Source organism: Mesohalobacter halotolerans (genome assembly GCF_006120725.1).
In the GTDB taxonomy this organism is placed as follows: domain Bacteria; phylum Bacteroidota; class Bacteroidia; order Flavobacteriales; family Flavobacteriaceae; genus Psychroflexus; species Psychroflexus halotolerans.
Genome location: NZ_SWMU01000003.1, coordinates 573,088 through 596,361 on the forward strand (window position 1 = coordinate 573,088; position 23,274 = coordinate 596,361).

The window sequence follows — 23,274 nt, forward strand, 5'->3', positions numbered from 1 at the left end:
AAAATATCAGATATGTCAAATTTAAAAATCGGTATTCAAAAGTCTGGAAGACTCCACGACAAGTCTATCGAAATCTTAAAACGCTGTGGTATTTCTATAGACAACCGAAGAGACCAACTTAAAGTTGCCGCGTCCAATTTTCCATTAGAAATTTATTACCTTAGAAATGGTGATATTCCACAATATTTAAAAGATGGCGTGATAGATTGTGCTATACTTGGTGAAAACTTACTCATTGAAAAAGCCCAAGAAATCCACACTCAAATGAAACTTGGCTTTTCTAAATGTCAAGTCTCAATGGCCATTCCAAAACCTCAAACTTACAATGGCATTAAAGATTTTGAAGACAAAAAAATAGCTACATCCTATCCCAATACAGTTCAGCAATTTTTAGATAAAAATGGGATTTCGGCAGACATTCATATCATTAACGGTTCGGTTGAAATAGCGCCAAATATCGGCTTAGCCGACGCCATTTGCGATATCGTGTCTTCAGGAAGCACATTGTTTAAAAACAATTTGAAAGAAGTCGAAGTCATTTTAAAAAGTGAAGCCGTTTTAGCCGTTTCTCCTGTTATTGATAAAGCAACTCAACATATATTAGACAAATTGAGTTTTCGGATCGATGCCGTTTTAAAAGCCAAGACTTCAAAATACATTTTAATGAATGTGCCAAACGACAAAATTGACCATGTCATTCAATTGTTACCGGGCATGAAAAGTCCAACGGTTTTACCTTTGGCAGAAAGTAACTGGTCATCAGTGCATACAGTTATTGATGAAAATGATTTCTGGGAAGTGATTGACCAACTCAAATCTGCTGGTGCAGAAGGTATTTTAGTGGCACCAATCGAAAAAATGATTCTTTAAAATAATTGTGATGGAAATAATTGAAAACCCAAAGCTAGAATCTTGGAAGACCTTGCTCAAAAGACCAACCCAAGATTATGCTGCTTTAGAACACGATGTCAAAGCTATTTTTCAAGATATCAAAAATCATGGCGATACCGCTGTGTCCAAATACACAGAGCTTTTTGATGGCTTAAAACTTGACAAAACCAAAGTCGATAATACCAAAATTAAAGCATCAGCCCAAGCGATTTCACCAAAGCTAAAATCGGCGATTGATAAGGCTTACGATAATGTTTACAAATTTCATAAAGCTCAACAACAAGCGTCTATAAAAGTTGAAACACAACCTGGCGTAACCTGTTGGCAAGCCAGTAAACCCATTCAGAAAGTTGGTCTATATATACCTGGCGGCACGGCACCGTTATTTTCTAGCATCTTAATGTTGGGTATTCCAGCTCAAATATCGGGTTGCAATGAAGTTGTTATCACAACACCACCTCAAAAATCTGGGCAAGTCCATCCTGCAATGTTGTATGCAGCATACAAATGTGGAATACATAAAATTTTTCAAGTTGGTGGTATTCAAGCCATTGCAGCCATGACTTTTGGAACAGAAAGTATTCCAAAGGTTTATAAAATATTTGGTCCTGGCAATCAATATGTTACCGTGGCTAAACAAGTCGCTACGAGCTATGATGTATCTATTGATATGCCTGCTGGGCCTTCAGAATTACTGGTTTTAGCAGATGATACTGCAAACCCAAACTATGTCGCTTCAGATTTATTGAGCCAAGCAGAACACGGGGCAGATAGCCAAGTGATTTTGGTCACAACGTCAAAAGATTTTGCCTTAGCAACACAAAAAGCACTGCAAAATCAACTGGACGAACTTCCTCGAAAAGCCATTGCCACAGAAGCCATAAAACACTCTAAAAGTATTGTGGTTTCCGATACTGAAACAGCTATTGAAATGACCAATTTTTACAGCCCTGAACATTTAATTATTTGCGTAAACAACGAAGATAAAGTCGTCGAGCAAATCCATAATGCAGGTTCAGTTTTCATTGGAAATTTCACGCCGGAAAGTGCAGGCGATTATGCTTCCGGCACTAATCATACGTTACCGACCAATGCTTTTGCAAGACAATATAGCGGAGTCAATCTCGATGCCTTTCACAAAAAAATAACTTATCAAAAAATTACTAAAGAAGGCTTGAAAAATCTCGGCCCTCATATTGAAACAATGGCAGAAACTGAAGAACTTCAAGCCCATAAAAATGCAGTAAGCTTGCGTTTAAAAGATTTAGAATGACAGACAATTTTGATATATCAAAACTGATAAGACCTGAGTTGCTTGAACTCAAACCTTATGCATCGGCGAGAGATGAATTCAGCACTTCGTCTAAAGATATAACGTTTTTAGATGCTAATGAAAATCCATTTCAAAGCCATTTAAACCGATATCCTGACCCTTATCAAACTGAACTTAAAGCAGAAATTGCTCAATTCAAAAATCTCAGTCCAAAGCAAATTCTACTCGGTAATGGTAGTGATGAAGTCATTGATTTATTGGTGCGGTTGTTTTGCCAACCCTATCAGGATGAGATACTTATTTTCCCACCAACTTATGGCATGTATCAAGTTGTTGCCGAACTCAACACGGTCAAGATTAAAACTGTAAATTTAAATGCTGATTTTCAGATTGATGTATCAAAAACATTAAATGAAATTTCAAATCAAACCAAGTTGATTTTTATTTGTTCGCCCAATAACCCAACTGGAAATGCTATGAGTCGTGAAAATGTCATTCAACTACTCAATCAGTTTAAAGGTATTGTTGTTGTTGACGAAGCCTACCAAGATTTTTCAAATCAAACATCGATGTTGGAAAATTTAAACGATTTCAATAATCTTGTCGTGATGCAGACCTTTTCAAAAGCTTTTGGTTTGGCTGGAGCAAGATTAGGCATGTGTTTTGCCAATCCAGATATTATTCAATACCTCAATCGCATTAAACCACCTTACAATGTAAATCAACTGACACAAGATGCAGCACGCAAACAATTAAAAAACACCCAAGACGTTCAAGAGCAAATCAATATTTTAAAAGAAGAAAAGTTAAAGTTAAAAGCCGCTTTAAAAAATGTGGATTGGGTCAAAAAAGTTTATCCAAGTGATGCCAATTTTCTGTTGGTGAAGGTAGATAATGCAAACAAACGCTATCAAATGTTTATAGATCATAACATTGTGGTCAGAAACCGACACGGCCAGCCGGGTTGCCTTAATTGTCTCAGAATTACTGTGGGCACACCAAAAGAAAACGCTTACCTCATCAAAATTCTAAATCAATTTAAGCTATGAAAAAATTATTGCTTATAGACCGCGATGGCACTATCATTAAAGAACCTGAAGACGAACAAATTGATAGCTTTCAAAAACTCGAGTTTTACCCTGGAGCCATTTCAAACTTAGCTAAAATCTCAAAACTCCGGGAGTATGAATTGGTTATGATTACCAATCAAGACGGTCTTGGCAAAGATGCTTATCCCGAAAACACCTTTTGGCCCGTTCAAAATTTTATCGTCCAAACCTTAGAAAACGAAGGTGTTCTCTTCAAAGATATTTTAATAGATAAAACTTTTCCACACGAAAACGCCGACACCCGAAAGCCCAAAACAGGACTTTTAAAACCCTATCTAAATGGCAATTACGATTTAGAAAATTCTATTGTTATCGGCGACCGCTTAACCGATATTGAATTGGCTAAAAACATTGGTGGTAAGGGTATTTTTATCCATAACAATACTGGCCTTGGCGATGCAGAACTCGAGAGCTCAAAACAAGAACTACAAAACTATATTACGCTGAAAACCAGCTCTTGGAAAGAAATTTACACACATTTGCGACTGGGTTCAAGAGTGGTTAAGCATAGCCGCAACACCAAAGAAACCCAAATTGATATTGAAATAAACTTGGACGGAACTGGCCAATTTAAAGCTTCAACAGGCTTGGGCTTTTTTGACCATATGTTGGAGCAAATTGCCCGTCACGGTCTCATCGACCTCAATATCAAAGTCCAAGGCGACCTTCGAGTAGATGAGCATCACACCATTGAAGACACAGCCATTGCCCTTGGTGAAGCTTTTCAGCAAGCTATGGGTAATAAACTCGGTATGGAACGCTACGGCTTTTATTTGCCGATGGACGATGCTTTAGCATCTGTGGCTATTGATTTTGGTGGCCGGCCTTGGTTGGTCTGGAACGCCGATTTCAAAAGAGAATACATCGGTGATATGCCTACCGAAATGTTTATGCATTTTTTTAAATCTTTTGCCGATGCGGCCAAGGCTAATCTTAACATCAAAGCCGAAGGCCAAAACGAACACCACAAAATCGAAAGTATTTTTAAAGCTTTTGCCAGAGCCATAAAAGCGGCTATTCGTCGAGATGCAGAAAAGATAGTTTTAGCTTCAACAAAAGGGCAGTTATGAGTCAAAATGTGATAATTATAGATTACGGTGCCGGCAATATTCAAAGTTTGAAATTTGCTTTAAGCCGATTAGGTGTTGAAGCTGAAACTTCATCTGATGTGAAGACTATTAAAGCTGCAGATAAAGTGATTTTTCCCGGAGTTGGTCACGCCGAAAGCGCCATGGAAAAACTCAAAGAAACCGGTTTGCATCTCATCATTCCTGAATTGCAGCAACCCGTTCTCGGCATTTGCCTCGGTATGCAACTCATGTGTCGATTTACCGAAGAAGGTCCGACACAAGGTTTAGGCATTTTTGACGTGGAGGTTAAGCGTTTTGAAACTCAACTTAAAGTGCCGCACATGGGTTGGAATTTAATTAAAAATCTAAAAACTGATTTATTTCAAAACTTGCCTCAAGAGGCTTATATGTATTTTGTGCATTCGTATTATGTGCCATTGAATACAGATAGTATCGCTGATAGCGACTATGGTTGTAATTTTTGTGCAGCGTTAAAAAAACACAATTTTTATGGTGTCCAATTTCACCCAGAAAAAAGCAGTCAATGGGGTGAAAAAATACTGGATAATTTTTTGAAATTGGCGATCTGATTTTCAGTAGGTCATTAAATCTATAAAAATCAATTTTATCTCAAAACCCTTAGCCCCGATAGTAGTGGAAATCCCGCAGGCTGTCCTGCAAGGTCAGCTGAGGAATTGAAACGAATAGCGGGTTTCTGCTCCTAATCATCAAATACAATTTTATTTTCAGCAGTTTTGTTTTTTGCATACTCAAAACCATCCTGCCACCACTGCGTCATGAGCTTTTTATTGAAAATTAAAGAATTTTCTGTGAGTTGAATGGGTGTGTAATATAAATTGAGCTTAACTTGTCGCTGTATCGAAGCGAGTTTTCCTTCGCGAACGTCGTGTTTTTCGACTTGGTCGAGCATGAAACCAAATAAATTCATCATGAGCGAAAAGGGGTTTTTGCCTAAAACCTTGTTATGTTCCATATTTTCTGCTTCCAGAATAATGGCGTCAATCTCGGTGGCTCCTCGACGTACAGCTTCTCTGATTGGCACCATGCTTCCAAAACCACCATCGGCGTAATCTGAGCCATTTTTGGAGGCTAAACTCATAAATGGGACTAAATTAGATGACATCCAGATCCAATCTACGAAATCTTCGTATTTGAAATTTTGTATCGACTTATATTCTACTTTGTTTTTAGTTAAATTGGATACAGTAACTACGACATCTTTACCACAGCATTGCGCTTGTTCAAATTCTGACTTTGAGAAATGCTTCAAAATGGTTTTACGCAAATTTTTACTTTCTCCAAACGTTCTTTTACGTTTTATAAACTGTATTACAGTATTCAAATAATTGATGGTAACAAATTCTCTGTCGCCTTCCTTTCGTTTTATAAATGGGTTCAAGCTAAAAATATCTGACTGGTTGACATTAGTGTAAATGTGTTTGACCTTTTGGGTGTTCCCCAGAGCGAGCTGAGAAATTAACAAACTGCCTGTTGAGGAACCTACAAAGAGTTTATAGTCGTGATGAGCAACATCTATAAGGTACTCTGCAACACCACCTGCAAATGCGCCTTTGCTCCCACCACCTGAGATAACTAAAGCTTTCATGATATTTTGTTTAGATAAGTCAAAGCTTTATCGTTTAATTTTGGTTTTAAATTGTTGATTTGTGATTGATAAGTCGGATTTTTGAGCAAAGTCTTGAGCAATTGCCTGCAAAAATCTTTAAAGCGCCAAGTGTGATGAAAACATCCCTCTAATAGATTAAGCAGTGATTGATCTGAAAAGGACTCAATTTGGTACAGGTATCCAAAGGCATGCTCTCGTATTTGAAGTCTGTATTTTGGTGAGGTATATTCCTCTAGCTGACTGTAAGTTTGTGAGGTTTTTTCAGCTTGAAAATCTGGTGTTGCCAAATTGAGTGTGAGCCAAAGTAGTTTCAGGTTTTTATCTCGAAATCCTTCTTGATTTTGCATTTGTTTTAAATAGCGTTTCCGGTCTTTTGGAAAATTGATCCACAAATTTAAAAATGCATTTTCACGCGTTTGGTAAGATTGATCTTGAAGTAAAGTTTCATAATTTGATTTTAAAGCTAATGGGATTTCAGTCAAGCTTTCAGAAATGGCTTGTCTCACCCATAGATTATCTGTGTTAAAGGCTTGTTGATATAGTTTTATAACCTCATCAGTTGCCGGTTCATCTTTTAATTGATATACAGCTTCTTGAGCAATATAATCGTTGACAGGAAATTTAAAAGCATCTTCTATAGCCTTTATTTTATTTGAAAATGGCACAGCCCTCTGCGCAATCAAATCAAAATATTTTGGAATAAACAAAGCGTTTTCAAGTGCAGACAAAGCTTGTTCGGCTTGAAATGCCGACTGTTGAAACCATTGTTGTTCAAAGTTTGATAAATCGATATTGACTAAAGCTTTGACTTCATCCATAAAATTTGCTGTGGTCACATTTTGGAAGGCGTATTTGTTTAAAAAATTCTGCACAGCTTCATCAAAGACTTTTTCGCCTACAAGTTGGTTGAGCATAAACAAAGCCCAAGCGCCTTTTTGATAATAAGTTAATGAACTTGCGTTTGGTTTCAAAAGTTTTTCACCTTGACCGTTATCGCTTGCGATTTTTAAAGATTCGGCATATTCGTAAAATTTATGGTAAAAATAATTATCTCCAAAGATTTGTCGCTCTGCTAAAAGTGCGTAATAGGTCGCAAAGCCCTCATGAAGCCAATGGTGTCTGGAATCGGTTTCTGTAACCAGATTTCCAAACCATTGATGCGCCAACTCGTGTGCATTGACATTGATATAGTTTCTATCAAAATACCCAATGCTATCCACAACAAACGCATCAGAAAAAATGGTCAGTGAAGTATTTTCCATCCCTGCGTATAAAAAATCTCTAACGGGCACTTGTTTATAATTTTGCCATGGATAATCAACACCAATTTTGTTTTCTAAATAATCAAAAATCTCTTTAGTATGTCTGTAAGTAGGTTCTAAGTAAAGTGAATCCTTTTTAAGTAAATACCGGTGCAACTCAACACCGGATTTTGATTGATTGATTTCTCTGATGTAATCTCCGATACTGATGGCTACCAAATAACTGCTCATAGGCTTTTTCATATCATAAGACCAACGACTTAAGCTGTCATTTTCATCCCATTGCTCAATGAGTTTGCCATTAGCCAAAGCGCCGTAATATTTTGGAATAATAAGTGTAAGGTCAAATTCAATTTTATCATTCATATTATCAATACTCGGTAACCAATGTGAAGTGTATTTGCCTTGGCCTTGCGTAAAAATTTGGTCGTTGGTTTTGATTTCGTCTTCAAAACCTACAAAATAAAGCGTCTGCTTTGGCTTTGCCTCATAGCTAAAGTTGATATTGTAATTTTGATTAACTTCAAAATCGCCGACAAACCACAACTTATCTTTGGAAATATTTAAAGAAGTTTTTACGTCTGAGTCGATGATTTGAGCAGACATATCTTTGGCATCTAAAAAAACAGAATCGGTATCTTGACTAGTACTAAAACTAAAGTTCAATTGGCCAGAAACGCTTTTTTGTTCAAGGTTTGGTGTGATTTCGGCTGAAATGTGATGAATATCAAAGCTATTGGTTTGCGCAATGATTGAATAAAAACTTATAAAAAACCCAATGAAATACAATCGAAACATAAGCTAAAAATACAGTTTGATTTTAAATTGAGGAAAAAAAATAAAGCCTAAATTAAACCTTATTTTTCTTTGACCACGACGACAGAAGCTTTGACACCGGTCAATAAATTCCAAACATTGTTTGAGACGACATATCCTTGATCATCGGCTATACGAAGTTGTGCAGTGTTAGGACCAGATTGTCCCTGGTTTAATGCTACAAAGACAATTTTATTAAATCCGACTTTCATTGGGATGTCTAAAGTAGTGAAGCCAGGTCTTAATAAAACATTTTCAGCAACAATTTTTCCGTTTAGCAAAACATTTACCCGGTCGCCATCAAAAGCCATATGATCGCGGAACATAACAGTCATTTTATCGGAATTACTATTAATAATGCCAAAATCCATGTCATTTTTGTATTTCTCGCGATCAAAATCATTGCCTTCATCTCCTGTTTTAACTTTGTACTGACTGTCCCATACATTGCCAGGGTCGCTATATTTACTTTTTGCAGTAAAATCTACACCCTGCTCTTTATCTTTGTTGAGAAATAAACCTTTAGCTTTACGATTAGGAATACCAAAAGTGTTGTTTGTAGATGAAGAATTGTTTGTAGAATTAAATATATTTCCACTCGACGTCTTTTTACCTGAATCAACTTGAGCAAAAGACGTTGCACTAAAAATTAAAACCAATAAAAGTGTAAACCATTTCATAGTACAAATATAGTCGGATTTATCAAAATGACTTACTATCAAAATGTTAAGGTTTGTCTGTCCCAATTCAAATTATCGTAAAAATCCACTATGTTTGAGGTCAATAAATAGAATTTTAAATGTCTATATCTACTAAAAACATTACTAAGCACTATCAAAGCCAAAAAGCTTTAGATAAGGTCAGTTTTAATATTCCAAAAGGTCAGATTGTAGGTTTTTTAGGACCTAATGGAGCGGGAAAATCGACAATGATGAAAATTTTAACAGGATACATACACCATTATCAGGGTCAGGCCAAAATAAATGATATAGACGTTAATGAAGATCCTTTATTCGTCCAAAGTCAAATTGGCTATTTACCTGAACACAATCCGCTGTATTTAGATATGTACGTCAAAGAATTCTTAAAATTTAACGTTGACATTTACAAATGCTCACCCAAACGTATCAGCGAGGTTATTAAGTTTACTCATTTAGATAGCGAGTCTCATAAAAAAATCCATCAATTATCTAAAGGTTACCGACAAAGGGTTGGTTTGGCAGCAGCTTTAATTCACGACCCTGAAATATTAATTTTAGATGAACCTACGACAGGTCTCGACCCTAATCAATTGGTTGAAATACGGGGTTTAATAAAAAAAATTGGCCGAGACAAAACAACACTTTTGTCTACGCATATCATGCAAGAAGTTGAAGCTATTTGCGATCGCGTTATTATTATGAATCAAGGTCAATTGGTAGCAGATGAGTTGCTTGATGATCTAACCCAACATCAACAGCAGATTATACATGTTGAATTTGATTACAGTGTAGAACTGGAGGCTTTAAATCGACTCCATAAAGTCAAAAAAGCCAAAGAAATAGGTTTATATGAGTATGAATTGTATTTTGATACCACACAAGATATGCGTTCTTATATATTTGATTTTGCACACGATATTGGTTTAAAAATTAAAACGCTCAACCGCAAACATCAAAGTCTAGAAGATTTATTTAGAGAATTAACGATTAAAACATAAACGACATGAAGCCTCTTTTGAAACTAGCTTTTTTTATTTTTATATCTACGGTTTACGGGCAACAACATCCTGAAATATATGATATTATTGAGGAAGTTTCTGCCAAAAGAATTGAGAAAGACATTCGCCAACTTGCTGATTTTGGCACCCGCAACACCTTTAGCGATACCTTGAGTAAAACCCGTGGAATCGGTGCTGCAAGACGCTGGATCAAAGCGGAATTTGATAAAATATCTGCAGGTTGTGGCGGATGTTTAGAGGTATTTTATCAACGCAAAATGGTAACCACCGATATGGGAAGACGTGTCCCAAAAGATGCTGAAGTCGTCAATGTAGTTGCTATTTTAAGAGGCACACAAAATCCCAATTCGTATGTGATGATGAGTGGTGACATAGACTCAAGAGCTTCAGATACAGAAGACTTTACGACTGATGCACCTGGTGCAAACGACAATGCCAGTGGCATGGCGGGCACGATTGAAGCAGCCAGAGTTTTAAGCCAATACAAATTTAAAAATAGTATCGCTTTCTTAGGTTTAAGCGGTGAAGAACAAGGGCTGTTTGGGGGTCAATTTTTAGCTGAATATGCTAAAGACAACAACTGGAACATCATCGGTATTTTTAACAATGACATGATTGGAAATATCAAAGGTATTGATGGTGTGATTGATAACCGTAGCTTTAGGATTTTTAGTGAAGCCCATAATCCTACAGAAACCGAACGTGAACGTGTGATGAAACGCTATTACGGTGGCGAAGTGGATGGGGTTTCCAGACAATTGGCGAGATATATCCACAAAACCGTCAAAACCTATATGCCGGAAATGAATCCCATGATGATCTACAGACTAGACCGTTTTGGTCGTGGCGGTCATCACAAACCATTTAATGATTTAGGATTTCCGGGTATTCGAATCATGGAAGCTCACGAGAACTACAATCAACAACATCAAGATATTAGGGTTGAAAAAGGCATTGAATATGGGGATGTTGTGAAACACGTAAATTTCGAATATGCCAAAAAATTGACTGCCGTTAATGCCATCAATTTAGCGAGTTTGGCTTGGGCACCACTTCGGCCAAAAAATGTAGAAATAGGTGGTGCTGTTCAACCCTCAACGACTTTAAAATGGAAAGCTTCAAACGACCCTAATATTAAAGGCTATAAAATTTATTGGAGAGATACAACTTCTCCGACATGGCAATATAGCCGATATGTAGGTGATGTCAGTGAATTTACTTTAGAAAATATAGTGATCGACAACTATTTATTTGGTGTAGCCGCAGTTGGAAAAAATGGTTTTGAGAGTGTAGTTTCATTTCCAACAGGTATTTTGAGATAAAATTAAATTCAAAATTTAACCTTAATCTTGTAACCTTAGGTCATTTTTTACGTATAAATTTACGTAACAACAATTTTAAAGGATGAGACAACTCAAAATCACCAAACAGGTTACCAATCGTGAAACTGCTTCTTTAGACAAATACCTTCAAGAAATTGGAAGGGTTGATTTGATTACAGCTGAGGAAGAAGTTGAATTAGCACAACGCATCAAAGCGGGCGATGATAAGGCTTTAGAAAAATTGACCAATGCCAACTTAAGGTTTGTTGTTTCTGTTGCTAAACAATATCAAAATCAAGGTTTAACCCTTCCTGATTTAATTAATGAAGGAAATCTAGGCCTCATAAAAGCAGCAAAGCGCTTTGATGAAACTCGCGGTTTTAAATTTATTTCTTATGCTGTTTGGTGGATAAGACAATCAATTTTGCAAGCTTTAGCTGAACAGTCTCGAGTGGTGAGATTACCACTCAACAAAATTGGTACTATCAATAAAATCAATAAAGCCTATGCTCTATTAGAGCAAAATAATGAACGTCCACCAAGTCCTGAGGAAATTGCAAAAGAGTTAGATATGACTGTAACTGAGGTCAAAGAATCGCTCAAAAATTCTGGCAGACACTTATCTATGGATGCCCCATTAATAGAAGGCGAGGACTCAAACCTATACGATGTCATTAACTTTGGTGAATCGCCAAACCCAGACAAACAACTCCTTCTAGAATCCCTTCAAACAGAAATTGAACGCGCTTTAGAAACCTTAACAGCCAGAGAAGCCGATGTCATTCGATTGCACTTTGGATTAAATAATCAGCAACCTATGACACTTGATGAAATTGGACAAATATTTAGTTTAACACGTGAACGTGTGAGACAAATCAAAGAAAAAGGAGTCAGACGACTTAAGCATACCAATCGCAGTCGAATCCTTAAAAATTATCTAGGCTAAAAAATTTTTTAGGCAGTTTACTTAAGAATATAAAAAACCTTCAGATGACCTATCTGAAGGTTTTTGTTTTGATTAAAATTCTAAAAAAACACTAAGCCAGCATGGTGACTGGGTTTTCAATATATGTTTTTAGTGTCTGCAAAAATTTTGCTCCTGTAGCGCCGTCAACTGTTCTGTGATCACAGGCAAGTGTTAATTTCATGGTATGACCAACAACAATCTCTCCATTTTTAACAACAGGTTTTTCGACAATAACACCAACAGATAAAATTGCAGAGTTAGGTTGATTAATTATGCTGGTAAATTCTGTAATTCCAAACATACCTAAATTGGATACTGTAAAAGTTGAACCTTCCATCTCGTCAGGTTGTAGTTTTTTGTCTCTAGCTTTCGTCGCTAAAGATTTTACATTTTGACCAATCTGGGTTAGTGATTGTTGGTCTGTAAATTCTAACACTGGAACAACCAAACCTTCTTCAACGGCAACTGCAACGCCAATATGAATGTGTTTTGCAATTTTGGTCACATCGCCTTGCCACTGAGAGTTGACTTGTGGATGTTTCCTTAATGCCATTGCTGAAGCTTTAATGACTAGATCGTTGAATGAGATTTTTGTATCTGGAATCTCATTAATTTGCTGACGAGAATCCATAGCATTATCCATATCAACTTCAATATCGAGATAGTAGTGCGGAGCGTTAAACTTAGATTCAGCCAAACGCTTAGCAATAGTCTTACGCATTTGAGAGTTTTTAACTTCTTCAAATTGTTCCTCACCGACAGGCTTATAAACTTCTACTGGCTGAGTACTTTGTTTAGTGTCTTCAGATTTTGGCTTTTCTGTGGGTTTGTCTTGTTGTGGTGTATAGTTTTCAATGTCTTTTTTGACAACTCTGCCATTTTCACCACTTCCTTTTATTTGAGCTAAGTCATAGCCTTTTTCTTCGGCCATTTTTCGGGCCAATGGAGAGGCAAATATACGTTCACCATCTGCAGTTTCTAGAGCTTCTGATGGAGATGATTCTGATTGATTAATATCATCTTTAGATGTTTCTTTTGTTTTTGATGATTCCCCTTTAGAACTATCTGCTGAAGAATCTCCACTTTTTATTTTTTTAAGAACAGCGTCCACATCTGTGCCTTCTGGACCAATGATTGCTAAAACGTCATCGACAGGCGCCGACCCACCTTCTTCTATACCAATATGAAGTAAAGTGCCATCATAAAAAGATTCAAACTCCATCGTGGCTTTATCGGTTTCTATTTCTGCAAGAATATCGCCTTCTTCAACTTTGTCTCCTTTCTTTTTGAGCCAAGAAGCAACGGTACCTTCTTCCATAGTATCACTTAAACGGGGCATGGTTACAACTTCTACACCTTCAGGCATTTCTCCACTATCTTCAGAATCATCATTAGTATCATCCTCTTCTTTTTTATCATCAGAAGATTCCTCTTTTTCTGAATTGTTTTCTTTAGATTCAGCTTCTTTAATTAAGTTTGATATATCTTCACCTTCTTCACCAATAATGGCAAGAAGAGAATCTACAGGCGCGCCATCACCTTCTTCGATTCCGATATGCAATAAAGTGCCATCGTAAAATGATTCAAACTCCATTGTGGCCTTATCGGTTTCTATTTCAGCAAGGATATCGCCTTCTTCGACTTTGTCACCTTTCTTTTTTAGCCACTTTGCAACAACACCTTCTTCCATAGTGTCGCTCAATCGCGGCATATTGACTACTTCTGCCATAATTTTTTATAATTTATGAGATATAAACGGATAATCATCTTGTTCGTAAACGGCATCATACATGACATTTTTGTCAGGGAAATCTGAATCATCTGCAAATTTTTCGCATTCCTTAACTTTATCTTTAACGCGTTTGTCTATGTTTTTAATATCATCTTCGCTCGCATACTTTTTATCTAAAATAATATCCTTAACATAGTTGATTGGATCAATTTTTTGATATTCTTCAACTTCTTTTTTGGTTCTGTATTTTTGAGCATCACTCATAGAGTGTCCTCTATATCTGTATGTTTTTAAATCTAAAAATGTTGGTCCATCGCCTGAACGAGCCCGGTCGATAGCTTCATCAAGGGCTTCTGCTACTTTCTCTGGCTTCATGGCATCAACGGGACCACAAGGCATTTCATAGCCCAATCCAAGCTTCCAGATGTCTTCATGGTTGGATGTTCTTTTGACCGAAGTCCCCATAGCATAGCCGTTATTTTCTACACAAAATACAACGGGTAACTTCATGGTCATTGCCATATTGAGGGTTTCATGTAAAGAACCCTGTCTTGCAGCACCATCACCAAGAAATGTTAAAACAACACCACCACGATTAAAATACTTTTCTGAGAATGCTAAACCAGCACCTAGAGGTATTTGTCCACCTACAATACCGTGACCGCCAAAAAAATTATGCTCTGGAGAAAAAATATGCATTGAACCCCCTAAACCTTGAGAAGTTCCGGTTTTTTTACCATATAATTCTGCCATAACTCGCTTTGGGTCAACGCCCATACCTATAGGTTGAACGTGATTACGATAAGCGGTAATCATTTTGTCTTTTTTGTGATCCATAACATGCCAAGCCCCAGCAAGAATAGCTTCCTGACCGTTGTATAAATGTAAAAAACCTCTTACTTTTTGTTGTATATAAACTTGAGCCAACTTGTCTTCAAACTTTCTCCAAAACAGCATGTTTTCATACCAATCTAGATAAGTGCTTTTCGTTATTTTTTTCATAGGATAATAATGTGTCTAATCAATAGAAATACAAAAATAGTATAATAATCATGAAATGAAAACACTTTAAGTGTATTTACAATTTTTATAAAAAATAACGAGTGTAGCAGTGATATTATCAATTTTTGTAAAATCAAAAAACAACCTTAAACTTTAATGAAGTCGCCGTTCAAATTAAATTATTTAACTGATTTTTGTCTAAATTTTAATAAGATGAGAATTATACCCGCTGTAGATATTATAGAAGGAAAATGTGTGCGATTGACTAAAGGTGATTACAAAACCAAAAAAGTCTACAATGAACATCCTCTAGAAGTTGCTAAACACTTTGAAGATTGTGGTATTCAATATTTACATCTTGTAGATTTAGATGGTGCAAAATCACACCAAATTGTGAATTATAAAATCTTAGAACAAATTGCCTCAAAAACCAATTTAAAAGTTGATTTTGGTGGAGGATTAAAAACTGATGAAGATTTAAAAATTGCTTTTGGAAGTGGAGCACAACAAATTACAGGTGGTAGTATAGCTGTAAAAAATTCAAAAAAGTTTGAAAATTGGATTTCAATTTATGGTAAAGATAGAATTATTCTAGGAGCAGATTGTAAAAACGAAAAAGTAGCTGTAAGTGGCTGGCAAGAAGACAGTCGACTAGAAGTTTTACCTTTTATTTCAGGCTATATTTCAAAGGGTATACAATATGTTATTTGCACTGATATATCTAAAGATGGCATGCTTAAAGGACCAGCTTTTGAATTGTATAGAAAAATATTGAAAAAAAATAAAACTATAAAACTGATTGCTTCAGGTGGGATTTCTAAATTTGATGATTTAGTAAACTTAAAAGAGGTTGGATGCGAAGGAGCTATCATCGGAAAAGCTATTTACGAAAATAAGATAAGTCTAAAAGAACTTGTAGATTTATGATTAAATTGCCTTAAACTAAAACTTAACCAGAAAAAACATATGCTGACAAAACGTATTATACCATGCTTAGATATTAAAAATGGAAGGACGGTCAAAGGTGTAAATTTTGTCAATTTAATAGATGCCGGCGACCCTGTTGAGTTGGCTCAACGATACGCTGAAAATTTAGCTGATGAATTAGTTTTTCTCGATATTACAGCAACTGAGGAAAAGCGTAAAACTTTAATAGATTTGGTTCATCGTGTTGGAAAGGCTATCAATATTCCTTTTACTGTTGGTGGTGGTGTGTCGAGCGTAGAAGATGTGAGCGCTATACTGAAAGCTGGTGCCGATAAAGTGGCTATTAATTCTGCAGCAGTTAAAAACCCTGATTTAATTAATAAACTCTCAGCTAAATTTGGCAATCAATGTATAGTAGTGGCGATAGATGCTAAAAGAATTGATGATAATTGGAAAGTACATCTTGTTGGTGGAAAAGTCCCAACAGATTTAGATTTATTTGAATGGGCAAGAGAAGTAGAGTTTCGCGGTGCAGGTGAAATTCTATTTACCTCAATGAATCACGATGGTACCAAAAACGGATTTGCCAATCAAACTTTGAAAAAACTCAACCAAATATTAAACATCCCTGTTATTGCTTCAGGTGGAGCGGGATCTATCAAGCATTTTGAAGACACATTTACTTCAGGTAAAGCCGATGCCGCCCTAGCAGCGAGTGTGTTTCATTTTGGAGAAATCTCAATCCAAACTTTAAAACAAGAACTTATAAACAGGAAAATCAAAGTAAGATTATGAGAATAGATTTTAATAAAAATAATGACGGTTTAGTACCTGCAATAATCCAAGACGCGACAACCAAAACAGTCTTAATGCTGGGTTACATGAACGAGGAAGCCTTCACAAAAACACAATCTTTAAAAAAAGTTACCTTCTTTAGCCGAAGTAAGCAGAGACTTTGGACAAAAGGCGAGGAAAGTGGTAATTATCTAAATCTTGTAGATTATAAAGTAGACTGCGATCATGACACCCTGTTGATTCAAGTAAATCCTGAAGGACCAACCTGTCATAAAGGAACTGACACGTGTTGGGCGGAAGACAATCTTCCCCATTATGGATTTCTTACAACTCTAGAACGTGTAATAGATGAACGAAAAAATTTAGCTGATAAAGACAACTCATATGTGTCATCTTTATTTGACAAAGGTATCAACAAAATAGCGCAAAAAGTAGGAGAAGAAGCGGTAGAAGTTGTTATAGAAGCAAAAGATGAAAATGAGGATTTGTTCCTAAATGAAAGTGCTGATTTATTATTTCATTATTTAATTTTACTTAGAGCAAAAGGATATAACTTAGACAATGTTGTTGACGTGTTAAATAAAAGGCATCAGTAGTATGCAACCTAAGCGTTATTATTATCTCATAGCCTTACAATATTTAGGATTTCGGTATCATGGATGGCAAATACAGCCAGATGTGCTTACCGTTGAGAAAATGATTAAACGCACATTAGGTTATATTATACCAGACACAAAGCCAAAAGTTATGGCTTGTGGTCGAACTGATGCTAAAGTTTCTGCTCACAAGACATATATAGAACTATTCTCTGATATTGAAATCCCTAACTTGGATATTTTTTTAGGAACCTTCAATTTTAACTTACCATCAGATATCAGGGCCTTATCTATCAAGCCTGTGAGTAAACATTTTAATATTATTCAGGATTCTAAGCTTAAGGAATATCATTACTATTTTTCCTACGGTAAAAAAATGCACCCATTTGGTGCAGCATTGATGTGTATGGTGCAAGATGATCTTGATATAAGACTCATGCAAAAAGCTGCTAAAGCTTTTAGAGGTCAACATGACTTTTATTCCTACACATTTAGACCTAAGCCAAAAACTAAAACAAAGGCTGACGTTTTAGATTGTAAACTAGTAGAAAACACAGAGCTTACAGCAAGTTTTTTTCCAGAACGGTCTTATGTATTGAAAGTAAAAGGCACAGGTTTTAAGCGAAATCAAATTCGTTTGATGATGGGAATGCTAATTGATTTAGGAAAACATAAAGTAAATTATGACTTTTTCCTTGAAACTTTACAAGGACATAAAAAAATAAAGCTGGAACATATCGCTCCAGCTTCTGGTCTTATCCTTAAAAATGTTGAATTCTAATTTTTAGTAGTCTGTTCTTCAGTAGGAATACCTAAAGCCTTCATCACTTTTAAAGTTATATCAAACTCCGGATCAATATAAATCAAAGAATTGTTTTCATTTAATATTTGTGTAAAGCCTTCAGCTTTAACTATTTTCTCAACTTCTTTACCTATCTCATTATAAAGCGGTCTCAATAATTCATCTTGACGAACTTGGAGGAGCTTACTAGAATTTGTACGTAATTTTTGAATATCCTCTTCTAGTTTCCTGATATCTTTTTGTTTTAATTTTTTCAGAGCTTCGGTGTAAGTGGATTCTTTTTCAGAATAGTCTTTAACTTTAGCTTGATATTCATCAAATTTTTCTTTCAGCCCTGTATCTAAAGTTTTACCATAAGTTTCAAGTTTTTTTTGAACTTCCTCAAATTCTGGCATCTTAGATAAAATGTACTCTGTATTTATCGTGCCTACTTTGGTTTGAGCAAAGGAAATTGTAGTAAAAACAAAAGTTACAATTAAAAACTTAATTTTCATAATATTAATTTTTGATGCAAATAAAAAACAAAATTACAGCTTATATCTTATTTTAGTATTTTTTTAAATTTTAGTTTTTAACATGAGTGTCAAACAAAAGATTGAAAGCTTACGAAATGAACTCCATAAACATAATCATCTCTACTATGTTTTGGACAACCCGGAAATTTCTGATTATGAATTTGACCAAAAATTAAAAACTTTAGAGAAACTAGAAGAACAATACCCTGAATATCACGACAAAAATTCTCCTTCACAGCGCGTTGGTGGTCAAGTCACAAAAAATTTTGATACCGTAAAACATAGAGAAAGAATGTATTCGCTTTCAAATTCTTACTCAAAATCAGATCTGAAAGACTGGGTGAAACGAATCAGAAAAAGTATTTCAGAAGAAATCAATTTTACATGCGAACTCAAATATGACGGTGCTTCTATAAATTTAAGTTATAAAAATAATGAGTTTGTTCGTGCTGCAACCAGAGGAGATGGTTTTGAAGGTGATAACGTCACACATAATGTGAGAACAATAAAGAGTGTTCCTTTAAAAATAAAAAACAATAGTCTCCCAGAAAATTTTGATATCAGAGGCGAAATAGTTCTCCCGTTTGAAGGCTTTGCAAAATTAAATGCAGAGCGAATTGAGCAGGGATTAGAAGCTTATGCAAATCCAAGAAATACAGCTTCTGGTTCGTTAAAACTACAGGACAGTTCAGAAACAGCTAAACGCCCTTTAGACTGTTTAGTTTACGGTATTCAAGCAGAACATTTAGAATTTGAAACTCAATATACTGCATTAGAAACGCTAAGAGATATCGGGTTTAATGTCCCAAGAGAAATTAAACTTTGTCAAAATCTAGATGACGTTTTCAATTTTATTAACTTTTGGGATAAGGAACGTCATAAACTCCCTTATGAAACCGATGGGGTTGTAGTAAAAGTCAATTCATTTGAACATCAAAAAGTTCTAGGTCATACCTCAAAATCACCGCGTTGGGCAATGGCTTATAAATTTAAAGCTGAAGAAGCCAAAACAACCTTAAACAAAATCACTTATCAAGTTGGCCGAACTGGAGCTATCACCCCTGTAGCCAATTTAGAGCCTGTTCAAATCAGTGGAACTACGGTTAAAAGAGCGTCGTTACACAATGCAGATCAAATTAAAAAACTGGATGTCAGAGAAGGCGATATGGTTTACGTGGAAAAAGGTGGAGAAATTATCCCTAAAATAACTAAAGTTGACTTTACAAATCGCAAACAAAACTCTCAACCATTAGACTATATCAAGAATTGTCCTGAGTGCAATACACCACTTAGAAGAGATGAAGGCGAGGCTGTTCATTATTGTCCAAATCAAAGTAGTTGTCCTCCACAAGTTATAGGCAAAATACAACATTTTATTTCTAGAAAAGCTATGGATATTGAAGGTCTCGGCGGTGAGACTGTAGCACTTTTAGTGAATAACGGTTTGATTAATAACTACGCAGATTTATACGAGCTAGACAAAAACGATGTTATTGGATTGGAACGCATGGCTGAGAAGTCAGCACAAAATTTGATTGATGGCATAGAACGGTCCAAACAAAGGCCGTTTGAAAAAGTACTATTTGCTCTTGGCATACGATATGTAGGAGAAACCGTGGCCAAAACTATCGCAGGCGCCTTTAAAAACATCGATAAAATCATGGAAGCCCAAATTGAAGATTTAATTGAAATTGATGAAATTGGAGATAGAATTGCCGAAAGTGTAGTGGATTTCTTCAATGACGATACTAATATTGAACTTATCAATAGGTTAAAAAACTACGGCTTGAAGTTTGAAATAGAGGAAAAAGAACAGTTTTCTAAAAAATTAGAAGGGCTGAAATTTGTGGTCTCTGGTGTTTTTAAAAGTTTTGACCGTAAAGAGCTTAAAAAAATCATTGAAGATCACAGTGGTAAAGTCGTAAGTAGTGTTTCTAAAAACACTAATTATGTGATAGCTGGAGACAATATGGGGCCATCAAAAAAGGATAAAGCAAAGCAACTCAATATTTCTATTATTGATGAACAGCGTTTTAAATCTATGCTGAATGAATAGTAAACCAAACCTTTCTAAATCAGTTATATTAAAAACTTCTGCTCAGCTTTTTAGGCAAGAAAGCTTTGCACAGGTCAGCATGAGGGATATTGCCAATGCTTTAAATGTTAAAGCAGCAAGTTTGTACAATCATATTTCCTCAAAAGATGAGATTCTGGAAGAATTGATTTTTGAGCTGGTCGATATGTTTATGTCCAAAATTGAAGACACCCAAAAGAAAACGCTGAATACTAAATCTAAACTGGAGGACATCATTCAAACCCACATTGAGATTGCATTACATAGACCAAATCAATACGCTACACTCAATAACGATTGGAAGTATTTGAAACAAAAGAAAAGAAAGTACTTTATAGACCAGAGACAAAACTATGAAAAGGTTTTAAAACAGATAATTGAAAAAGGAATCCAAAACAACAACATCAAAGATTGTAATCCAGAAATCATATTATACTTGATGTTATCTTCTCTTCGTACTATTCATTTATGGTATGAGAAAAAAGATATCGATACGAATACCTTTAAAAAAGAGATACCTAAGTTGATCCTTGAAGGTATTATAAAATAAAAAAGCCTCCCGTACGGAAAGCTTCTCTTGGTTTTTACAAACCAGACACATAAAGTGTCTCAACACAACTTCTTTTGTAACTTCAATCTACATAATTAGATAACTTAACGAAGTCAGATTTATCTACTAAGCGCAGCCGAAATCCGGTTACTGAGCATAGTCGAAGTAAGCGGTCTGGACGAGACTCGAACTCGCGACCCCCTGCGTGACAGGCAGGTATTCTAACCAACTGAACTACCAGACCAATTAGCGGATGCAAATATAAACTGAAATTTAATTCTAACAAGTAAAAACAAAAAAATATTAATTAAAATTTTTGCTTTTCGAGAAGGTAAGTTAAGATAATTTTTTCAAAACCTCTATTAATGTCAGCATCAACGTATTTGATCCTATATTGTCTACATTTTTCCAACAATTTAGCTTTGAATGATTTGGCTAATAAATTATAATCTTCTTTAACTTGATTAGGATATATATCTATTTTTTTCTGACTTTCTACATCGGTAAATCGGCGTGGAGTTTCTGAAAAATTGAATTCAATTTCCTTTTCAAAATCTGTTGTGTGGAATAGTACGACCTGGTGTTTATTATATTTTAAATGCCGAAGTGCTTCAAATACATTATTGGTATTTGAATCATCCTGAAACATATCAGAAAATATAAAAACCAAAGAACGTCTCTTTAAGTTCTCAGCAATATAATGTAAGCTTTTAAGTGTATCTGTACTTTTTGTAGATCCGTGGTTTTTAAAGTATTGTTCTAGTGTATTTGAGACAACTTGCAATTGATTATAACTACACTTTTCAGAAATATTAAAATCAATTTTACTGGAAAATAAAGATAAACCAAAAGCGTCATTTTGCTTAAGCAAAATATTTATCAATGCTAAAATTGAAATTGAAGAAAATGTATACTTACTGCATTTATCCAAATCAAACTTATCGACTTTCGGGTAATGCATTGAAGAAGAATTATCTAAGATAAAATGACACCTCAGATTCGTTTCATCTTCGTATTTTTTGGTGTACAGTTTATCTGTTTTGGCATATAACTTCCAGTCGATAAACTTGGTGCTATCGCCTTTATTATATAACCTATGCTCATCGAATTCTGCTGAAAACCCATGAAAAGGACTTTTATGAATACCAGACATAAAGCCCTCAACAATTTGATTTGCTAAAATATTGAGTTTAGAAAAATTAAATTTAGACTCTTGTAAATCCAAATTTAGATCAAATTATCTAAAGTTTCTGTATAATTTTCTTTTGGAGCAACACCAACCTTTCTATCAACGAGTTCGCCACCTTTAAAAAACAAAACTGTAGGTATATTTCTTACTCCATATTTAGCGGCAAATTCCTGATTGGAATCAACATCAAGTTTAGCTACAAGAGCTTTATCTTTATATTCATTACTTACTTCTTCAATGATTGGACCTACCATCCTACAAGGGCCACACCACTCTGCCCAAAAATCAACCAAAACAGGTTTATCACTATTTAATACTTTTTCTTCGAAGTTTGAATCTGTTATTTCTAATGCCATGTTATTTATATTTTAGATAACAAAATTACAATAAGTAGATTTATAATTGAAATGTATTAACAATTATTAGAGAATTGGTCATAGATTCAATAAAGCCAATTAATTTCACTGAATAAACTATAGTAATAAAAAAAACCCAACTATAAATAGTCAGGGTTTATAATAAAGAAGGTGACGACCTATTCAATGACTGCCTGTGAATACAAGTGTAACGCCGTATGAACAGAAGCAGGAACCTGCCAGTCCGGACAGGCTGGTTAATCCCTAAAACGGGGTGCCTCGGGGCTCTTCCACAGATTATCTCAAATAAAAAACCCTGACAAATAAATGCCAGGGTTTCTTTTTTAAGAAGGCGACGACCTACTCTCCCACGCATTGTAGTACCATCGGCGCTAACGGGCTTAACTGCTCTGTTCGGAATGGGAAGAGGTGAGCCCCGTTGCTATAATCACCTTAAGTTGTAAGGTAGATATTAAATATCTATCTTATAATAAGTTAACATACTGTAATAATAAAAAGAGTCATACGGGTAAAAAAAGTTAAACGGATGATTAGTACTACTCGGCTATGACATTACTGCCTTTACACCTGTAGCCTATCTACCCTATCGTCTTTAGGGATCCTTAAAAGAAATCTCATCTTGTGGTGGGTTTCGCGC

22 protein-coding genes, 1 tRNA gene and 2 rRNA genes are annotated in these 23,274 nt (G+C 35.4%); 14 read left to right on the forward strand and 11 right to left on the reverse strand.

Features of this window, described 5'->3' with window-relative positions; all coding sequences use genetic code 11:
• Positions 1–12: 12 nt before the first annotated feature.
• From hisG to hisH, 5 genes are read left to right on the forward strand one after another with little or no spacing between them, the layout of a single operon-like run.
• Positions 13–870 (forward strand): ATP phosphoribosyltransferase, encoded by an 858-nt coding sequence (gene hisG / locus FCN74_RS09675; RefSeq protein ID WP_138932378.1) that lies wholly within the window; start codon positions 13–15, stop codon positions 868–870.
• A 10-nt stretch (positions 871–880) separates the two neighbouring features.
• The gene (gene hisD, locus FCN74_RS09680; RefSeq protein ID WP_138932379.1) at positions 881–2,164 is read left to right on the forward strand and encodes a histidinol dehydrogenase; all 1,284 of its coding nucleotides are present in this window, start codon (positions 881–883) and stop codon (positions 2,162–2,164) included.
• Positions 2,161–3,213, forward strand: coding sequence for a histidinol-phosphate transaminase (hisC, locus tag FCN74_RS09685; RefSeq protein ID WP_138932380.1), 1,053 nt, complete (start codon positions 2,161–2,163; stop codon positions 3,211–3,213). The genes hisD and hisC overlap by 4 nt, the downstream gene beginning before the upstream one ends.
• Positions 3,210–4,343 (forward strand): bifunctional histidinol-phosphatase/imidazoleglycerol-phosphate dehydratase HisB, encoded by a 1,134-nt coding sequence (gene hisB, locus FCN74_RS09690; protein ID WP_138932381.1) that lies wholly within the window; start codon positions 3,210–3,212, stop codon positions 4,341–4,343. Before hisC ends, hisB begins: the two co-directional genes overlap by 4 nt.
• The gene (gene hisH / locus FCN74_RS09695) at positions 4,340–4,933 is read left to right on the forward strand and encodes an imidazole glycerol phosphate synthase subunit HisH (protein ID WP_138932382.1); all 594 of its coding nucleotides are present in this window, start codon (positions 4,340–4,342) and stop codon (positions 4,931–4,933) included. The genes hisB and hisH overlap by 4 nt, the downstream gene beginning before the upstream one ends.
• Positions 4,934–5,064: 131 nt before the next feature.
• Here hisH and FCN74_RS09700 read toward each other — a convergent pair whose 3' ends face one another.
• Genes FCN74_RS09700 through FCN74_RS09710 form a run of 3 tightly spaced genes read right to left on the reverse strand, consistent with a single transcriptional unit; the run spans position 5,065 to position 8,749 of the window.
• Positions 5,065–5,970 carry a patatin-like phospholipase family protein gene (locus FCN74_RS09700; RefSeq protein WP_138932383.1) on the reverse strand — a complete coding sequence of 302 codons (906 nt, stop codon included), beginning with the start codon at positions 5,968–5,970 and terminating at the stop codon, positions 5,065–5,067.
• Positions 5,967–8,051 carry a M1 family metallopeptidase gene (locus FCN74_RS09705; RefSeq protein ID WP_138932384.1) on the reverse strand — a complete coding sequence of 695 codons (2,085 nt, stop codon included), beginning with the start codon at positions 8,049–8,051 and terminating at the stop codon, positions 5,967–5,969. The genes FCN74_RS09700 and FCN74_RS09705 overlap by 4 nt, the downstream gene beginning before the upstream one ends.
• A gap of 59 nt (positions 8,052–8,110) precedes the next feature.
• A complete protein-coding gene (locus FCN74_RS09710; protein ID WP_138932385.1) occupies positions 8,111–8,749 on the reverse strand; it encodes a hypothetical protein in 639 nt (212 codons plus the stop codon).
• Positions 8,750–8,868: 119 nt separating this feature from the next.
• On the opposite strand from FCN74_RS09710, the gene gldA reads away from it, so the two are divergent.
• The 3 genes from gldA (at position 8,869) to FCN74_RS09725 (ending at position 12,057) form a co-directional block, all read left to right on the forward strand.
• Positions 8,869–9,768 (forward strand): gliding motility-associated ABC transporter ATP-binding subunit GldA, encoded by a 900-nt coding sequence (gene gldA, locus FCN74_RS09715; RefSeq protein ID WP_138932386.1) that lies wholly within the window; start codon positions 8,869–8,871, stop codon positions 9,766–9,768.
• Between the two features lie 5 nt (positions 9,769–9,773).
• Positions 9,774–11,111, forward strand: coding sequence for a M28 family peptidase (locus FCN74_RS09720; RefSeq protein WP_138932387.1), 1,338 nt, complete (start codon positions 9,774–9,776; stop codon positions 11,109–11,111).
• 82 nt (positions 11,112–11,193) lie between these two features.
• The gene (locus tag FCN74_RS09725; RefSeq protein WP_138932388.1) at positions 11,194–12,057 is read left to right on the forward strand and encodes a sigma-70 family RNA polymerase sigma factor; all 864 of its coding nucleotides are present in this window, start codon (positions 11,194–11,196) and stop codon (positions 12,055–12,057) included.
• Between the two features lie 91 nt (positions 12,058–12,148).
• On the opposite strand, the gene FCN74_RS09730 is transcribed toward FCN74_RS09725, so the two are convergent.
• A complete protein-coding gene (locus FCN74_RS09730; protein WP_138932389.1) occupies positions 12,149–13,807 on the reverse strand; it encodes a pyruvate dehydrogenase complex dihydrolipoamide acetyltransferase in 1,659 nt (552 codons plus the stop codon).
• Positions 13,808–13,813: 6 nt separating this feature from the next.
• Positions 13,814–14,812, reverse strand: coding sequence for a pyruvate dehydrogenase (acetyl-transferring) E1 component subunit alpha (pdhA, locus tag FCN74_RS09735; RefSeq protein ID WP_138932390.1), 999 nt, complete (start codon positions 14,810–14,812; stop codon positions 13,814–13,816).
• 213 nt (positions 14,813–15,025) lie between these two features.
• Here pdhA and hisA point away from each other — a divergent pair, with 213 nt between their 5' ends.
• Genes hisA through FCN74_RS09755 form a run of 4 tightly spaced genes read left to right on the forward strand, consistent with a single transcriptional unit; the run spans position 15,026 to position 17,911 of the window.
• A complete protein-coding gene (gene hisA / locus FCN74_RS09740) occupies positions 15,026–15,739 on the forward strand; it encodes a 1-(5-phosphoribosyl)-5-[(5-phosphoribosylamino)methylideneamino]imidazole-4-carboxamide isomerase (protein ID WP_138932391.1) in 714 nt (237 codons plus the stop codon).
• Positions 15,740–15,778: 39 nt separating this feature from the next.
• A complete protein-coding gene (hisF, locus tag FCN74_RS09745) occupies positions 15,779–16,534 on the forward strand; it encodes an imidazole glycerol phosphate synthase subunit HisF (protein WP_138932392.1) in 756 nt (251 codons plus the stop codon).
• Positions 16,531–17,130 carry a bifunctional phosphoribosyl-AMP cyclohydrolase/phosphoribosyl-ATP diphosphatase HisIE gene (gene hisIE / locus FCN74_RS09750; protein ID WP_138932393.1) on the forward strand — a complete coding sequence of 200 codons (600 nt, stop codon included), beginning with the start codon at positions 16,531–16,533 and terminating at the stop codon, positions 17,128–17,130. The genes hisF and hisIE overlap by 4 nt, the downstream gene beginning before the upstream one ends.
• Position 17,131: 1 nt before the next feature.
• A complete protein-coding gene (locus tag FCN74_RS09755; protein WP_138932394.1) occupies positions 17,132–17,911 on the forward strand; it encodes a tRNA pseudouridine synthase A in 780 nt (259 codons plus the stop codon).
• On the opposite strand, the gene FCN74_RS09760 is transcribed toward FCN74_RS09755, so the two are convergent.
• Positions 17,908–18,426 carry an OmpH family outer membrane protein gene (locus tag FCN74_RS09760; protein WP_138932395.1) on the reverse strand — a complete coding sequence of 173 codons (519 nt, stop codon included), beginning with the start codon at positions 18,424–18,426 and terminating at the stop codon, positions 17,908–17,910. The genes FCN74_RS09755 and FCN74_RS09760 overlap by 4 nt on opposite strands.
• Before the next feature lie 82 nt (positions 18,427–18,508).
• Between FCN74_RS09760 and ligA the strand changes: the two genes are divergently transcribed.
• Positions 18,509–20,503, forward strand: a complete 1,995-nt coding sequence (gene ligA, locus FCN74_RS09765) for an NAD-dependent DNA ligase LigA (RefSeq protein WP_138932396.1) — start codon at positions 18,509–18,511, stop codon at positions 20,501–20,503.
• Positions 20,496–21,071: a TetR/AcrR family transcriptional regulator gene (locus tag FCN74_RS09770; protein ID WP_138932397.1), complete on the forward strand. Its 576-nt coding sequence runs from the start codon at positions 20,496–20,498 to the stop codon at positions 21,069–21,071. Before ligA ends, FCN74_RS09770 begins: the two co-directional genes overlap by 8 nt.
• Positions 21,072–21,241: 170 nt before the next feature.
• Here the strand turns inward: FCN74_RS09770 and FCN74_RS09775 are convergent.
• From FCN74_RS09775 to FCN74_RS09795, 5 genes are all read right to left on the reverse strand, one after another.
• Positions 21,242–21,315, reverse strand: a tRNA-Asp gene (locus FCN74_RS09775).
• A 63-nt stretch (positions 21,316–21,378) separates the two neighbouring features.
• Entirely contained in the window at positions 21,379–22,296 is a 918-nt protein-coding gene (locus tag FCN74_RS09780) for a DUF58 domain-containing protein (RefSeq protein WP_246062603.1), read from the reverse strand.
• A 2-nt stretch (positions 22,297–22,298) separates the two neighbouring features.
• Positions 22,299–22,616, reverse strand: coding sequence for a thioredoxin (gene trxA / locus FCN74_RS09785; RefSeq protein WP_138932398.1), 318 nt, complete (start codon positions 22,614–22,616; stop codon positions 22,299–22,301).
• 347 nt (positions 22,617–22,963) lie between these two features.
• Positions 22,964–23,072: ribosomal RNA gene (gene rrf, locus FCN74_RS09790) — 5S ribosomal RNA — on the reverse strand.
• Positions 23,073–23,146: 74 nt separating this feature from the next.
• A 23S ribosomal RNA gene (locus FCN74_RS09795) occupies positions 23,147–23,274 on the reverse strand; the annotation flags it as partial.